This window comes from Pseudomonas sp. LBUM1658, from assembly GCF_059716055.1.
Genome location: NZ_CP166798.1, coordinates 3,767,906 through 3,784,911 on the forward strand (window position 1 = coordinate 3,767,906; position 17,006 = coordinate 3,784,911).

Sequence of the window (17,006 nt, forward strand, 5' to 3'; positions counted from 1 at the left end):
AGGGTGTCGGCTTCTATCCGATTTGCGGCTTTGTTAATGCCTCATTTTGGGGCACAAACAAAGCACTCAGCGGCGGCGCATCAGGGTGCAGCTGGGCAGCTCGCCGAATAGCCCGCGATAGGCCTCGGAGAAACGCCCCAGGTGCCAGAATGACCAGCGCATGGCGATTTCCGCCACGGTGGTTTCACCCGCGCAGGTGCGCAGCAGATCGCGGCGCGCGAAGTTCAATCGACGCAACCGCTGCCACTGGCTGGGAGACACTCCGGTAAAGGAGGTAAAGCTCTGCTGCAATTGCCGCACCGATACCCCGGCGCCATTGGCCAGTTGCAGCACATTGAAATGCTCTTGCGGGCAGGCCATAACCAGATCGAACACCCGCTGAATCAACCGCCGATCATGGGCCAAGTGTTTCTGGCTGGCGCGATCCAGGGTCCGGCTCGGACAGTCGAGGATATACAGGCAATCGTCGACCAGTTGCTGTGCCAGCCCCTCCTCGGCCACCGGCGGCTGCGCCGAGACCAGCTGTTGCAGGGTGCTGCTCAACCAGCGGCCGAAGACCTGGCTCTGCTGGGAAACCAGTGGAGTCAGAAACAAACCATCAAGGCGGCTCAGATTCAGGCAGTCGAGTTGTTTCAGGTACTGCGGACCGATCACCACTGCCACTTCCTTGTAGTTTTCCGGGGTGATCCAGGTGTTCTGGGTTTCTTCGTTGAGTAAGTACAGCGAGCCATTGCGAGTATCGAAACTGAAGACCAGTGAATCCGCGGGCGCATGGAAATGCTGCTCGATTCGCGTGTTCATCCGCTCTTCATACACCTCAACCCCACCCAGCTCCATGTGCACGACCTTGCCCTGGAAATAACCGGGTGACATCTGTTGGTAATGCTCTTGCCAACCGGCGATGACCAGTTGCTGATCCACATCCGCAGTGTCGTGGGATTGAATCTGCATGGGATGTTCCTTCCTTGTATCCCTGCGCAGACACGCGAGGACAGGGTCAGTGTTAATTATTGTGAGCGCACCCTAGCAGCGCGGAAAAAGCAGTGCAAGACACAGAGCTGGCGACTGACCACGCGCTCAGTGCAAGCCCCTGCGTTGCAAATGCAACCGACCTTGATGCATAGAAAGCAATAGGCCATCATTGTTGAAGTGTGTTCCTTTAAGGCGGCAGGCTCACTCAGACATGGTGACTCAAGTACGCGAACAGCAGTTGTACGACGAACTCGTCGACCTGTGCTACGAGTGTGCGCTGGACACGACAACCTGGCAGCCCTTGCTGGAACGACTGGTCGAGGCCAGTGGTCATCAGCAGATTTGTTTGTTCCAGGCCAGTTACCAGAAACGCGAAGCTCAAGCGGCGACGACCATAAACTTCTGCACTTCTGCAGGATTGAACGGCTTCCAGAAGCAGTCCTGGCAGCTGGCCCCTGGTCTTGATTTCAGGGATTCCCGCACCTTGGGTTGCTGGTACAACGAACTCATCGATTTCGGCGCCGAGCATGCCCTGCAAGACCCGGATGATCAGGCGTCCCGCCTGCCCCATGGGCTGCACAATGTCGCCAGCGTGAGGCTCGATGAGCAGGCCGACTCGGGCATCTACCTGACCGCACTCCACGAGGTCGGTGCCCCCTCTCCCTCTGCCCGGCATTTTGCGCTGCTGGAGCGAATCACCCCGCACCTGCTCAAGGCGGTCAAACTGTCTGCCAGGATCAACTGCCTGGAACTGGATCTGGCCAAGCGCGACCTGCTGCTGGACCATCACACGGCCCCGCTCTGGCTGCTCGATGGCGAGGGGCAGGTGCTGCACTGCAATCAGGCCGCACGGCACATGAGCCTGAGTGGTTCACCGCTGTTTGAAAAATTCGCCCACCTGCACAGCACCACTCAAGACACTCGCCTGCGGACACTTATCCGCCGTGCCGCGGGCAAAGACGGCAAGCGCCAGGCTGGCTGGCTGCGCCTTGACACCAGTGAATCGCAAGAACTGCTGGTCACTCCGGTTCCCGCCAACGCCGGCTACAACCGTCACTTCAACCAGCCATTGGTGCTGCTGGCACTTCTGGAACACCGCTTGCCCAGCCCGTTGCTGGCCGAGCTTTTCCAGCTCAGCCCGGCCGAACACCGACTGGCCGAACTGCTGGCTCAGGGGCTGACTTTGGAAGGCTGCGCCGTGCGCCTGAATGTCTCCATCAATACTGTGAGGACTCAGCTGCGCGCACTGTTTCGCAAAACCGGCACCACCCGCCAGGCGCAGCTGATCAACCTCTTTACACGGTTGATTGGGGGTTGAGGACGGGCTTGTCCCAATACCAGTCAGTTAAGCACTGGATGCCCCCAAAAGATCGCAGCCTGCGGCAGCTCCTACAGGGGGATTGCGGACACCCACCACAACGCAGGTGTACTCGGTCGGCGTAGGAGCTGCCGCCAGGCTGCGATCTTTTCGGCGGCGCCGCAAATGCAGGATCAAAAGATCGCAGCCTGCGGCAGCTCCTACAGGGGGATTGCGGATACCCACCACATTGCAGGTGTACCCGGTCGGCGTAGGAGCTGCCGCCAGGCTGCGATCTTTTCGGCGGCGCCGCAAATGCCGGATCAAAAGATCGCAGCCTGCGGCAGCTCCTACAGGGGGATTGCGGACACCCACCACAACGCAGGTGTACTCGGTCGGCCCCGGCACCTTAGACGTACAGTTGCACATCACTCGCCGTCAGAGTTGCCACACCAGTCAGGGTCACCACCGCGACCGCGTTGCCGTCGGCATCGTAATAGAGCGTGTGGTCATTCTGGTTGAACACCAGGTGCGCCCCTGCCACTTCGTTTTGAGCCCCGCTGACGTTGACCAGGGTATCGGCGACGGTCTGGCCTTGCAGATTGAACAGCCCGCTGTTGAGCGCCAGTGCGTCGCTGCCCTGGGTGAAGTCGGTCACGGAGTCGATATTGTCGGCCGCTGGCGCGGTGGAGAAGCGGAAGATGTCGTCGCCCACGCCACCGGTCAGTATGTCGTTGCCGTTACGCCCGTCGATGTCGTCATTGCCGGCCAAACCGTTCAGCGTGTCGTCGCCGTCACCGCCGTCGATCACATTGTTGCTGGCGTCACCCTCGAACAGATTGACCAGCTGCGTATCCTCGGTGGCGGCCAGGGTGTCGCGGTTGGCCAGCAGCGCATCGTTGACCGGCGTGAGGTCCAGCGTGGCGCTGCCGGCGGCCGGGAGGTTGCCGTCACTGACCGTGTAGCTGAAGCTCACGGCGCTGTCATCGTCGGGCGCCGGGATGTAGTTCCAGCTGCCATCGCCGTTGTCTACCAGGCTGCCCAGTCCCGTGACGATGCCCAGTCCCGTGGCCGTCAGGCCATCACCATCCGGGTCGCTGGCGCCGGCCAGCAGCTCGGCCTGGGTGATCAGGCGTATGCCGCTGTCCTCGTCGATGGCGGTCAGCGTCACCGGCGCACTGGTGGGCGCAGCGTTGACGATGCGCAGATCGAACATCACCGTCGCCACTTGCGATGAGAGGGTGGCGTCGTTGATGTCTTTGACCAGCATGGTGCCGGCGGTCGTGCCGTCGGTGATCCAGAGTTCAGAACCGTTGGCGATGTCAGTGGCTCGGAACAAGACTTGGCCGTTGCTCAGGGTCGCTAACAGGGCTGGGGTCGAACCTCCAGAATCGTCCTTGAGCAGCGTGGTGCCGGCGACCGTGCCGTCGGTGACCCAGAGTTCAGAGCCGTTGGCGGCATCGACCGCGCTGAACAAAAGCTGGCCGTTGCCCAGGGTGGTCAACGGCACGGGACTCGAACCGTTGGCACCTGGGTTGATGTCCTTGAGCCGCATGGTGCCGGCGGCCGTGCCGTCGGTGACCCAGAGTTCCTGGCCGTTGGCGGCATCGAACGCGTTGAACAAAACCTGGCCGTTGCCCAGGGTGGTCAACAGAGCCGGAAACGAACCGCCCGCTCCCGGATGGATGTCCTTGAACAGCATGGTGCCGGAGGCCGTGCCGTCGGTGACCCAGAGCTCCTGGCCATTCGTGGCGTCGTCCGCTCGGAACAGGACCTTACCGTTGCTCAGGGTGGTCAACATCCCGGGACTCGAACTGTTCGCCCCAACAAAGATGTCCTTGAGCAGTACCGTGCCCACCGTCGTGCCGTCGGTGATCCACAGTTCCTGACCGTGGGTGGTATCGTTGCCCCGAAACAAAACCTTGCCATTGACCAGCGTGGTTACAAACACGGGGTCGATAGCGCTACTGGCACCTGCGAAGATGTCCTTGAGCAGTACCGTGCCAGCTGTCGTGCCATCGGTGCTCCATAGCTCCCGGCCGTTGGCGGCGTCCGTGGCGATGAACAAGACCTTGCCGTTGCTCAGGGTGGTCAACAGGCTGGGATTCGAATTGCTCGAACCCACAAAGATGTTTTTGACCAGGGTAGTACCGGCGGTCGTACCGTCGGTCACCCAGAGTTCCTGGCCATTCGTGACATCGAACGCGCTGAACAAGACCTTGCCGTTGCCCAGGGTGGTCAGCAGGCTAAGGTTCGAACCGTTCGGACCCGGATTGATGTCCCTGAGCAGCGTGGTACCGACGGCCGTGCCATCGGTCACCCAGAGCTCTTGATCGCTAGGACCATTGAGCGCAGTGAACAGGACCTTGCCGTTGCCCAAGGTGGTCAACAGAGCCGGAAACGAACCGCCCGCACCCGGATGGATGTCCTTGAGCAGCGTGGTTCCGGTGGTTGTACCATCGGTGACCCAAAGTTCTCTGCCGTTGCTGGCATCGCTCGCGTTGAACAAAACCTGGCCGTTGCCCAGGGTGGCCAACAGGCTGGAGCCCGAACTGGTCGCTCCCACAAAGATGTCCTTGAGCAGTGAGGTGCCGGCGGCCGTGCCATCGGTCACCCAGAGTTCCTGGCCGTGGGTGGCATCGAACGCGCGGACCAGGACCTTGCCGTTGCCCAGGGTAGTCAATAGGTTGGGGGACGAACTGGCCGCTCCCACAAAGATGTCCTTGAGCAGTGAGGTGCCGGCGGCCGTGCCATCGGTCACCCAGAGTTCCTGGCCATTGGTGGCATCGAACGCACTGAACAGAACCTGGCCATTGCTCAGTCTGATGAGGGCGTTCGGGGCTGAATCCTGCGTTCTGGCACTCGCAATATCCTTCAGCAGCATGGTGCCCGCTGGCGTCCCGTCGGTTACCCAGGGTTCTGCGCCATGCGTGGCATCTGTGGCCCAAAACAGAATCCGTCCATCGGACAGGTGCTGGGCGCCTGTAGGCGACGAACTGCCCGCTCCCACATAGATGTCCTTGAGCAGTGAGGTGCCGGCGGCCGTGCCATCGGTGACCCAAAGTTCTCTGCCGTTGCTGGCATCGCTCGCGCTGAACAGGACCTGGCCATTGCTCAAAGTGGTCAACAGGGCGGGATTCGAACCGCCCGCCCCCGCACTGATGTCCTTGAGCAACGAGGTGCCCGTGGTCGTGCCATCGGTCAGCCAGAGTTCCTGGCCTTTGGTGGCATCGAACGCACTGAACAGGACCTGGCCATTGCTCAGGGTGGTCAGCAGGGTAAGGTTCGAATCGCCCGCACCCGGACTGATGTCCTTGAGCAGCAAGGTGCCCGTGGTCGTGCCATCGGTCACCCAAAGCTCCTGGCCGTTAAAATCCTGTGCGCGGAACAGGACCTTGCCGTTGCCCAGGGTGGCGAACAGAGCGGGGAACGAATTGTTCAGCCCCACAAAGATGTCCTTGAGCAGGGTAGTACCGGCGGCCGTGCCATCGGTCACCCAAAGTTCCTGGCCATTAGTGGCATCGAACGCGCTGAACAAGACCTGGCCATCGCTCAAAGTGGTCAATAGGCTGGGGGACGAACTGCCCGCACCCGGCCTGATGTCCTTGAGCAGCAAGGTGCCCGTGGTCGTGCCATCGGTCAGCCAAAGTTCTCTGCCGTTGCTGGCATCACTCGCGCTGAACAGGACCTGGCCATTGCTCAGGGTGGTCAACAGACTGGTGCCCGAACTGACCGCTCCCACAAAGATGTCCTTGAGCAGGGTAGTACCGGCGGCCGTACCGTCGGTGACCCAGAGTTCCTGGCCATTGGCGGCATCGAACGCGCGGAACAAAACCTGGCCGTTGCCCAGGGTGGTCAACAGCCCGGGGCTCGAACTGTTCGCACCAGGATTGATGTCCTTGAGCAGCGTGGTGCCGGCGGCCGTGCCGTCGGTGACCCAGAGCTCCTGGCCATTCGTGGCATCGTTCGCACTGAACAGGACCTGGCCATTGCTCAGGGTGGTCAACATCCCGGGGCTCGAACTGTTCGACCCCACAAAGATATCCTTGAGCAGCGTGGTGCCGTTGATCGTGCCATCGGTCACCCAAAGTTCTAAGCCGTTGGTGGCGTCACTCGCTCGGAACAGGACCTGGCCGTTGCCCAGGGTGGTCAACAGGACAGGGCTCGAACCGCTCGCACCTGGATTGATGTCCTTGAGCAGCGTGGTGCCGGCGGCCGTCCCATCGGTGATCCAGAGTTCCTGGCCGTGGACGCCATCGTCGGTGGCGAACAGCTTGACGCTCCTCAAAGCCGCGACGTTGACCGTCACGCTTGCGCTGTTGCTGCTGACACCGCCGTCGCTGGCCACGTAGCTGAAGCTGGCCGCGCCGTTGAAGTTGGCATTGGGCGTGAAGCTGACGCTGCCGTCAGCGTTGAGCACGACCGTACCACCGGTGCCGCTGGTGACCGAGGCGATCACCAGGCTGGCATTTTCGACATCCGTGTCGTTGCCCAGCAACTGCGCCGCCGTGTAGGTCACTGGCGTGCCCTCAATGGCGACCAGGGTGTCGGGGATGGCCTGCGGCGCATCGTTGACCGGCGCCAGGTTGAAGCCCTGGGTAGCGGCGACCGAACCACCGTGGCCATCGATGACCTGGTAGTTCAGCGCGACCGCGCCGTTGTAGTGGGCATCCGGCGTGAAGGTCCAGCTGCCGTCGCCGTTATCGACAAGCGTGCCGTGATTGGCGCTGAGATTGGCGACGGACAAGGTGTCACCGTCCGGATCGCTGGCATTGGCCAGCAACTGCGCAGAGGTAATGCTATAGACCGTGTCTTCCGTACCGGAAGGCAAAGCGCTAGGGGCGCTGAGGATGGGCGCATCGTTGGTGTTGCTGATGCTTAGGGTGAAACTGCTGCTCGCGGTGGCATTGCTGCCATCGGTGGCCGTGACTTTCACACTCAGGTTGCCGACATCAGCATTGCCCGGCGTACCACTGAAGCTGCGGCTGACCGGATCGAAGCTCAGCCAGTTCGGCAACGGGTCACCGTTGGCCAGGCTGGCGCTGTAGCCGAGGGTATCGCCGGCATCCACATCGGCGAAGGTGGCGAGCGGCACTGTGTAGTTGAAGAGCGAGTCTTCGCTGGCGTTCTGCGCGAGCAGTGCCGTGGCCACGAGCGGTGCATCATTCACCGCCAGCAGGTTGAAGCCCTGGGTAGCGGCGACCGAGCCGCCGTGGCCATCGATCACCTGGTAATTGAGCGTGACCGCGCCGTTGTAGTTGGCATCCGGCGTGAAGGTCCAGCTGCCATTGCCGTTATCGACAAGCGTCCCGTGATTGGCGCTGAGGTTGGTGACAGACAAGGTGTCACCGTCCGGGTCACTGGCGTTGGCCAGCAACTGCGCGGCGGTAATGCCATAGGCCGTGTCTTCCGTGCCAGAGGGCAAAGCGCTCGGGGTGCTGACAACTGGCACATCGTTGGTGTTGCCGATGCTCAGGGTGAAACTGCTACTCACCGTCGCATTGCTGCCATCGGTGGCCGTAACTTTCACACTCAGGTTGCCCACATCAGCATTCCCCGGCGTACCACTGAAGCTTCGATTGACCGGATCGAAGCTCAGCCAGCTCGGCAATGGGTCGCCGTTGGCCAGGCTGGCGCTGTAGCCGAGGGTATCGCCGGCATCCACATCGGCGAAGGTGGCGAGCGGCACGGTGTAGCTGAAGGCTGAGTCTTCGCTGGCATTTTGCGCAAGCAGTGCTGTGGCCACGGTCGGTGCATCATTCACCGCCAGCAGGTTGAAGCCCTGGGTAGCGGCGACCGAGCCGCCGTGGCCATCGATGACCTGGTAGTTGAGCGTCACCGCGCCGTTGTAGTTGGCATCCGGCGTGAAGGTCCAGCTGCCGTCGCCATTGTCGAGCAACGTCCCATGGTTGGCGCTGAGGTTGGCGACGGCCAAGGTATCTCCGTCCGGATCACTGGCGTTGGCCAGCAACTGCGCGACGGTAATGCCATAGACCGTGTCTTCTGTACCAGAAGGCAAAGCGCTCGGGGCGCTGACAATGGGCACATCGTTGGTGTTGCCGATGCTCAGGCTGAAGCTGCTGCTGGCCGTGGCATTGCTGCCATCGGTCGCCGTCACTCTCACACTCAGGTTGCCCACATCGCCATTCCCCGGCGTACCGCTGAAGCTACGGCTGACCGGGTCGAAGCTCAGCCAGCTCGGCAACGGGTCACCGTTGGCCAGGCTGGCGCTGTAGCCGAGTGTCTCGCCATCGACATCGACGAAGGTATCGGCCGGGACGCTGAAGCTGAAGGAGCTGTCCTGGCTGGCATTCTGATCGATGAGCGGGTTGGCCAGGGTCGGCGCGTCGTTGACCGGTGCAAGGTTGAGGTTGGCAGAAGTCGCCGCGTCGTTGCCGCCGTCGGTGACCAGCACATTGAACGTCACTGCACCATTGCGGTTGGCTGCCGGGGTAAAGGTCCAGCTGCCGGTGCCATGGTCGGTGAGCGTGCCATCGCTCGGACTGACGTTGACGCTCTTCACGCTCGGCGTGTTGCCGATGTCGCTGGTGTTGGCCAACAGTTGCGCGGCGCTGAAGGTATAGGCGGAGTCTTCACTGCCATCGGCCAGGGTCACCGGGCCGCTCACCAGCGGCGCGGTGGTATCGAGGGTGATTGTGCTGCCGGTGCCGCTGGCGGTGTTGCCGGCCGTGTCGCTGGCCGTTACCGACACACTGATCGGGCCATCGCTCAGGCTGGACAGGTCGGCGCTGCCGTTGACGCCGACGACGCTGTGGCTGCCATCGCTGAAACTGACGGTGGCGCTGGCATCCGCATCGAGGCCGGCAACCATGTAGGCGACCGCCGTTTTCTCGGCGTTGCTAATAAGGGAATCGGCCAGCGTAACCGTCAGGTCGCCGCCCCTGTCGGCACTGGTGTCCAGCGTCAGGCTGCCGGTGGTGCTGAAGGTAAGGTCATCCACCCCGAGGGCCGAGCCATCGTCGTGGATCTCCAGCCGCGCGATCGGGTCGACCGAGGAGGTCACGGTCAGCAGGGTATTAACTGCCCCAGACGCCAACACCGCCTGCCCTATCAGCGCGCCCGCGGCGTTGTAAGCAAAGAGGCCGGTACCCGCCTCACCCGAAACATAAGCCGACACCGTTTGGATATTGCCGGTAATGGCCAAATTGAACGTGAAGGTCATAAAACCGATCGGAGAAAAGGCGAGGCTCGTACCTGAGTGAGAAGGCAATGAAGGCGAAGAACTAATAGTCATGGCCTGAGACGCGGTTACGCCAAGATTCGCGTAATGTGCCCCCACCGGACTACCAGGTGGAAGGTTATCGAACGTCAGATTGTTAGTCACACTATTAGTCCGACTGACGCTGTTGCCGGCGACATCGGTAGCGACGATCGACACGCTGATCGGGCCATCGCTCAGGCTGGACAGGTCGGCGCTGCCGTTGACGCCGACCACGTGGTGATTGGTCGCGTCGCTGAAGGTGACGGTGGCGCTGGCGTCCGCGTCGAGGCCAGTCACGCTGTAGGCGACCGCGGTCTTCTCGGCGTTGTTGATCAGGCTGTCGGCGAGTATGACCTTCAGGTCGTTACCGATATCGGCGCTGGTATCGACGGTGTAGCTGTGGCCGGTGCCGGCGCGGCTGTTGCCGGTGGCATTGATGGTCTGGACCAGCACGTCGGTGCCGCTGCTGATCAAGGTGACGCCGCCGGCGCTCCAACTATGGGTGGCGCTATCGGCCGCCGCATCTATCCAGGTGGTGCCACCATCGGCGGAGATCTGAATGGTCTCGCCGGAGTTCAGGGTGCCGGTGTAAGTGCCGCTCACGGTCTGGGTTTCGACGTTGGTGATGAAGTCGCCGGCGATGCCGCTGTCATCGCTCAGCGCCGTCACCGTGGCCACTGCGGCGGGTGCATCGTCAAGCGGCGCGAGACTGAGGTTGGCCGAAGTTGCAACCGTCGCGCCAGCGCTGTCGGCTATCACCAGCGCAAAACTCACCAGGCCGTTGCGATCCAGCGCCGGGGTGAAGGTCCAGCTACCGTCGGGGTTGGCCGTGATCGAGCCGTCGGCCGGGTCGACGCTGACACTCTGCACGCTCAGGTTGTCGCCGACATCGACGTCGCTGGCGTTGGCCAGCAACTGGGCGGCAGTGATCGTATAGGCGCTGTCTTCCACGCCGTCCGGCAAACTAACCGGCCCGGATACGATCGGCCCATCATTGACCGCGGTGACATTGATACTCAGGGTGTTGGCGTTGACCGCGAAGGCCGTGCCGTCGCTGACCTTGAAGCCGATGCTGGCGTAGCCACTGCCATTGCCATTGAGGGCCGGGACGAATTGCAGTTTGCCGGCGTCGAGGTCGGCCTTGCTGATGACCTGGTCCTGAACCACCGCGATCCAGACGCTGCCGTTGTGGTACTGCAGGCTGCCGAGCAGCGGCAGGCTGGTGATTTTCACCGCGGCCAGCGGGGTGTTTTCCGGGTCGCTGTAGGTGCCGAAGTCGGCGCTGCCGAGGATGACCGGCGTGTCTTCCAGGGTGGTCTGAGTGTCGTTGGTGGAGGTCGGCGCGACGTTGACCGGGCTGGTTGCCGCGGCCTTGAGGGCGGCAGTGTTCCAGACCACATTGTTGGCGAAACGAACCTGGTCGATTTCGTAAAGAGCGCCCAGATAAAAGTTTTTCAGGGTCAGGGTCTGTGAGGTCGCCAGCACCACCATCTGCAGGTCGTTGCCGGTGTGCACGAAGCGCACGTTGTTACTGTTGAGCCCCACCAGTTGCACGGTATCGATGTCGGCGCTGACACCGCCACTGTTGTCGATCACGTCATTGCCATAGTTGGTGCCGTAGCGGTAGGTATCGTTACCGCGGCGACCCGCCATAAAGTCATCGCCGGTCCCCCCATCGAGGAGGTTATTGCCGGTGTTGCCGGTCAGGCTGTTGGCCAGGGTATTGCCGGTGCCGTTGATATTGCTGCTGCCGGTGAGTTCGAGATTTTCCAGGTTGGCGCCAAGGCTGTAGCTCAGCGAAGAACGGACCGTATCGGTGCCGCCACCTGGCAGTTCGGACAGGCTGTCGCCACTCTGATCGACGAAGTAGAGATCGTCGCCGCTGCCGCCGGCCATGCTGTCGTTGCCGGTGCCGCCTTGCAGCGTGTCATTGCCGTCGCCGCCCTGGATCAGGTCGTTACCGGCACCGCCGTCAAGCAGGTTGTTTCCGGCATTGCCGATCAGGGTATTGGCCAACCCGTTGCCGGTGCCATTGATGTTGCCGCTGCCGGTCAGGGTCAGGCGCTCGACGTTGCTGCCCAGGGTGTAGCTGATGCTCGACTGGACCAGATCATCGCCGGCGTTGCTGGCCTCCACCACCACATCACCGGCGGCATCCACCACAAAGGTGTCATTGCCCAAGCCTCCGTCCATGCGGTCATTGCCGATGCCGCCGTCGAGTGTGTCATTGCCGCTGTTGCCATACAGCGTGTCGTTGCCGCCCAGGCCCAGGAGCGTGTCATCGCCGGGATTGCCGTTGATCACGTTGGCGCCATTGGTCGGCACCACCGGCGGGTAATAGAGATTGGCCAGCGCCTCGGTGACACCCCAAACACTGCCGTCAGCGAACTGGATGCGGTCGATCGCATGGACCGCATCGAGAAAACACTGGCTCACGGTGATGGTCTCGCCAGTGGCCAACACGGAGAGCACCAGGTCGTTGCCGATGCGGGTCAAGCGGATCTGGTTGGCGTTGAGGTTGGTCAACCGCAGGGTGTCGAAGTCGCCGCTGGCACTCCCGGCGTTGTCGATCACATCATTGCCATAGCCCTGGCCGAAACGGTAAGTATCGTTGCCAGTTCCCCCCAGCAGCCGGTCATTGCCGGTGCCGCCGTCCAGGGTATCGTTACCCGCGTTGCCGTAGAGGGTGTCGTTACCGCCCAGACCATTGAGGGTGTCGGCTGCGGCGCCACCTGTCAGAATATTGGCGCTCTCATTACCGTTGATCGTGGCCATGACCTAACCCTTTATGAGTACGTAGTTTTTTCCTTCTCTAGGACTGTAGACCGCGGCCATTGAATGGCCTTCATCCGTTTGAATGACCAGGCAACCTTTCGTCTAATACTTGGATCCATCCCCCAATACCTGGCGGGATCAGGGGCGCAGAAAGTCCTGGCCGGAGCTGCCGGGATTCAACCAGCCATTGACACTTTCGACACTCTCGACAGGCGCTCTTCCCGCCCAGCGATTGAGCGCGAACACATTGGTGACGAACTCGTATTGCGTCTTGAGCAGGTCACGACGAGCGCGGAACTCGTTGCGTACGCTGGTCAGGACATCGACGGCATTGACCATTCCATAGCTCAGCGCTTTCTCTGCCCCCACCCTGGACAGCTGGGCCGAGGCCAGGGCCAGCCGGCTCGCACTGATCTTTTCGCCGTTCGAATTGGCGGTCAGGTAAGCGCTAGTGATCTCCTTGACCACCTGGCGCCGGATCGCTTCCAGTTGCTGCTCGGCGGCAAGGCGATCCTGGTAGAGCCCACGGACTCGCGCCGAGGTCGCGCCGCCGCTGTACAGCGGCACTTGTACGCCGATGCCGGCCACATAACTGTCGGTGCGCGGCGTCAAGGTATTGTTGTAGCCCTCGTTGGTCTCTTGTGCGCTCAGGTTCAGACTCAGGGTTGGATAGTGCCCGCCCTTGCCGCTGCGCAACGCAGCGCTCGCCGCCTCGACCCCGCTTTCGTTGGCCTTGAGCGCCGGGTTTTGCGCTATACCCTCGCGGACCCAGGTTTCAAGACTCTGCGCCGAAACCCGCAGTTGCACATCGTCGCGAATCCGACTGAGCTTCTCCTTGACCGGTCGGCCGACGATCTCCGCCAGCGCCTCGCGACTGATACTGGCCTGGTTCCGGGCATCCAGTTCCTGCGCCGCCAGCAAATCCACCCGGGCCTTGAGGTCGAGCTGATCAGTGATCAATGCCAGCTGCTTTTCGTATAAGGCATTGACTCTGTCCAGACTCTTTTGCGTGGTCCGACGCTCAGCCCTCACCAACTCCAGTTCATCCTCGGCCGCCAATGCGCTGAAGTAACGCCGAGCCAATTCCACTGTGGCCTCGGCCTGGGCTTCCAGTGCTTGCGATTCGGACTGTCTGGCCAGGCTTTTGAATTTCTGGTAGTTCTCCCACGCCGCCTTGTTGTAGAGGTACTGACGCAGCACCAGGCTGTAGTTTTCGCTATCGTAACTCTGCTGCACCAGGTCGTTTTCCTGGTGAATCCGGTTCGATCCGGCGTTGAGCGATACCTGCGGCAATAGCGCACCCATGGCCTCGCGCTGATGTTCCTGGCCGGCCTGCGCTCGCGCATAGGAGGCCAATACCCGCGGATCCTCCAGCCGGGCCTCGCGATACAACTGGATGAGGTCAGTGGAAAAGGTCGAGGCACTGACCCCGGTCGGCGGTGGTGCGGTGGTTTGCGCCAAGGCAGCATCGGTACTTGCTGCAAGCATGAATACAGCGGCTGACAGAACGGCCGACGCCCGCACGGTCATTCCTCGATCATCGATTGAGAGAGGGCATCGCGGGCCGGCTGCATCAAGTACTGCAACAGCGTGCGTTGCCCGGTGATGATCAACACGTCCGCCGGCATCCCCGGTAACAACTTGCGCTCACCCAAGGTCCGCGCACCGGCTTCGGTGACCCGGACCCGCGCCAGGTAATAGGCCGTCCCGGTTTTTTCGTTGGTCAGCCGGTCAGCCGATACGCTGCTGACTTCGCCTTCGATCACCGGAGTGGTCGAGCTGTTGAACGCGCCGAAACGGATATCGGCACGTTTGCCGATGGCGATACGATCAATATCCACCGGCGCCACCTGGGCCTCTATGACCAGTTCGGAAACCGAGGGCACAATGTCCAGCAGCGGCGTCGCCGGGCGCACCACGCCACCAATGGTGTGCACGGTCATGCCAATCACCATGCCCGCGTCGGGTGCGCGGATGACGATATGACTGAGACGGTCTTCCAGGGCTGAGGTTTTCTCTTGCAGGTCGTACATCCTGGTCTGCACCTCGGCCAGCTGTTTGACGACATCGGCATTGAAGTCTTTATCGATTTGTAGAATCTGCAGCTGCGTTTCGTTGATCTGCAGACGGGTCGTGGTAATAGTGGAACGGTGATCGGCCACTTCGGAACCGAGCATCCCCAGCTTGCGTTCCTGCTCGAGCAGCCGTTGTTTGTCGACGAACCCTTGCTTCAGCAGGTCGGTCAATTCATCGATTTCACCGCTGTAGGATTTCTCCAGTTGGCGCTTGGCGCCGATCATCGACTCCAGGCCCTTGATCTGTTGATTCAACTGGCCAATGCGCTCCTGCAGCACCGCTATCTGGCCCAGCCGCGAGCCCTGCCGTGCATTGAATACCTGGGTCTCGCCCTGGCGCGCTTCTACGCCTCGCAGACTGGCGGGATCGGCTATATCGCCAAAGCCGATCGCCGACAGCCTGTCCCGCTCGGCTCTGAGCCTTGCCTCCATGGCTCGGGCCGCCACGAGCTGGCTGCGGGTCATCTCGTATTCGAACCGCAGTTGGGCATCATCAAGAATGATCAGCGGGTCATCACGCTTGACGATGTCGCCGTCATGGGCCAATACCGCTTTGACGATGCCCCCTTCAAGATGCTGGACCGTTTTGCGGTAAGCCTGCACGGTGACCACCCCCGGCGCGTAAGCGGCACCCTCGAGCGGCGCGATCGCCGCCCAGGTGCCGAACAGGCCGAAGGTCACTCCTACAATGCCAAAACCCAGGCGCCGTATTTTTCGATCGGATATTGGCAGGTCGGCGAAGCTATCAATTTGACGACTGGGCATCGTAGGGTCCATCGACATCTTCCTTGCAGGTAGCGACCGAAGCCATGCTTGCACCTGTTTGCGTGGCGTGCCTTTGCGTCTGCTGCTGTGCGTTGAGTTCGGCCAGCACTTGCTCGCGAGGGCCATAGAGGCTGATAACACCAGCGCTCATCACCATGAGTCGGTCAAGTTGCGACACGATGTTGGTTCGATGGGTAATCACAAACAGGGTCGCACCGGTCAGCTTGAGCTGCTGGAGGGCCGCCGCCAGGGCGCGATCGCCGACTTCGTCGAGATTGGAGTTGGGTTCGTCGAGGATAATCAGCCGCGGGTTGCCATACAGGGCGCGGGCCAGTCCTATGCGCTGGCGCTGCCCTCCCGACAGCGTGACGCCCTCGCTGCCGATGACGGTGTCGTAGCCATCGGGCAACAGCAAAATCATTTCGTGAACGCCGGCCGTCCTGGCAGCCAGAATGACTTTCGCCGAATCGACCTGGGTGAAGCGGGCAATATTCTCGCTGATGCTGCCTTCGAACAATTCAATGTCCTGGGGCAGGTAACCGATATGCGGCCCAAGCTCGGTTTTGTCCCATGCGCTGATGTCGGCACCATCCAGCCGGACCACCCCATGCTGCGGCGCCCATACCCCCATCAGTGCCCTGGCCAGGGTGGACTTGCCCGCGGCACTTGGACCGATGATCCCCACCACGCAGCCGGCGGGCACGCTGAAGCTGATGTTTTTGATGATCGGAGTTTTCGAGCCAGGTGCCGCGACTATCAAATTCTCGACCTGTACGTGCCCCTTGGGCGCCGGCAATGACATCCGCTCGGGCTGAGCCTGTTGTTTGTTGAAAATGTCGTTGAGACGGGTGTATTGCGAGCGAGCCGCAATAAATCCCTTCCAGCTGCCGATGATCAGATCGATCGGAGCCAATGCGCGCCCCAGCAGCACGGACCCGGCAAACACCATGCCTGCCCCCACCTGATGGTCCACCGCCAGGTAAGCCCCCAGACCCAGAACCAGTGATTGCACGAGGATCCGGAAGGAGCGGGAAAGCGTGCTGACTATGGCACCTCTATCGCTTGCCCGGGACTGCAGCAACAGAACGTTTCGTTGCCGACGCCTCCAACGATCCATCAGGGTTTCAAGCATGCCCATGGACTCGATGACTTCGGCGTTGCGCAGATTCTTCGTGGTGTAGAGCGTCGCGCCGATATGCTCCTTGTTGGCCTGGGCCAGCGCCGGCCCCGTTAATTTCTCATTGATAAACGCCAGTAACAGCAACAACAGCGCGCTGCCCGTCGCCACCCAGCCGAACCAGGGATGAAACAGGAACATCACCGCGATATAGATCGGCAGCCAGGGCGCATCGAAAAAGGCGAACAATCCATTACCGGAGAGAAACTGTCTCAAGCCCGTCAAGTCGTTGAGCGACTGGGCCGAGGCATCCATGCCGGCACTTTCCAGAGCCCGTTTGAAGCTTGCCTTATAGACCTGGCGACTCAGCAGCACATCCAGCCGGGTACTGACCCGAACCATGATCCGTGACCGAATCCACTCCAGGGAGCCAAGCGTGACCACCAGCCCGGTCATGATCAACGTCAGCATTGCCAAGGTCGTCAGACTTCCGCTGGTCATCACTCGCCCATACACCTGAAGCATGTAGAAGGTAGGAACAAGCATTAGCGCGTTGATGAAAAAGCTGAAAAATCCAACGGAAATGAAGCTGCCTTTACAGGCTTTCAGCGCTTCTTGCAGGCTGTTTTCAGGTGTGCTTCGCATAGTCTGACTGCCAGGAGGTTGGAGAGAAACGCGAACGCATGTCACCTCTTTTCTGGAGCTTAGATCATGCCGAACGACCATGTGTAGCAATTGGCCATATCGAGTCGGAAAATCCTGATGAATGCCTGGAGGTCCGCT

5 protein-coding genes and 1 pseudogene are annotated in these 17,006 nt (G+C 61.3%); 1 reads left to right on the forward strand and 5 read right to left on the reverse strand.

Annotation, left to right across the window (positions count from 1 at the left end):
* Positions 1-66 precede the first annotated feature (66 nt).
* Positions 67-951 (reverse strand): helix-turn-helix domain-containing protein, encoded by an 885-nt coding sequence (locus ACA064_RS17220; protein WP_497669201.1) that lies wholly within the window; start codon positions 949-951, stop codon positions 67-69.
* 232 nt (positions 952-1,183) lie between these two features.
* Between ACA064_RS17220 and ACA064_RS17225 the strand changes: the two genes are divergently transcribed.
* The gene (locus ACA064_RS17225) at positions 1,184-2,290 is read left to right on the forward strand and encodes a helix-turn-helix transcriptional regulator (RefSeq protein ID WP_497669202.1); all 1,107 of its coding nucleotides are present in this window, start codon (positions 1,184-1,186) and stop codon (positions 2,288-2,290) included.
* A gap of 388 nt (positions 2,291-2,678) precedes the next feature.
* On the opposite strand, the pseudogene ACA064_RS17230 reads toward ACA064_RS17225, so the two are convergent.
* The 4 genes and pseudogenes from ACA064_RS17230 to ACA064_RS17245 form a co-directional block, all read right to left on the reverse strand.
* Positions 2,679-12,266: pseudogene (locus tag ACA064_RS17230) on the reverse strand (ELWxxDGT repeat protein); the annotation flags it as partial.
* 138 nt (positions 12,267-12,404) lie between these two features.
* On the reverse strand, positions 12,405-13,790 hold the full coding sequence (locus ACA064_RS17235; protein WP_497674268.1) for a TolC family outer membrane protein: 1,386 nt from the start codon (positions 13,788-13,790) through the stop codon (positions 12,405-12,407).
* Between the two features lie 2 nt (positions 13,791-13,792).
* A complete protein-coding gene (locus ACA064_RS17240) occupies positions 13,793-15,106 on the reverse strand; it encodes an HlyD family type I secretion periplasmic adaptor subunit (protein ID WP_497669203.1) in 1,314 nt (437 codons plus the stop codon).
* Positions 15,087-16,868, reverse strand: a complete 1,782-nt coding sequence (locus ACA064_RS17245; RefSeq protein ID WP_497669204.1) for a type I secretion system permease/ATPase — start codon at positions 16,866-16,868, stop codon at positions 15,087-15,089. The genes ACA064_RS17240 and ACA064_RS17245 overlap by 20 nt, the downstream gene beginning before the upstream one ends.
* Positions 16,869-17,006 lie beyond the last annotated feature (138 nt).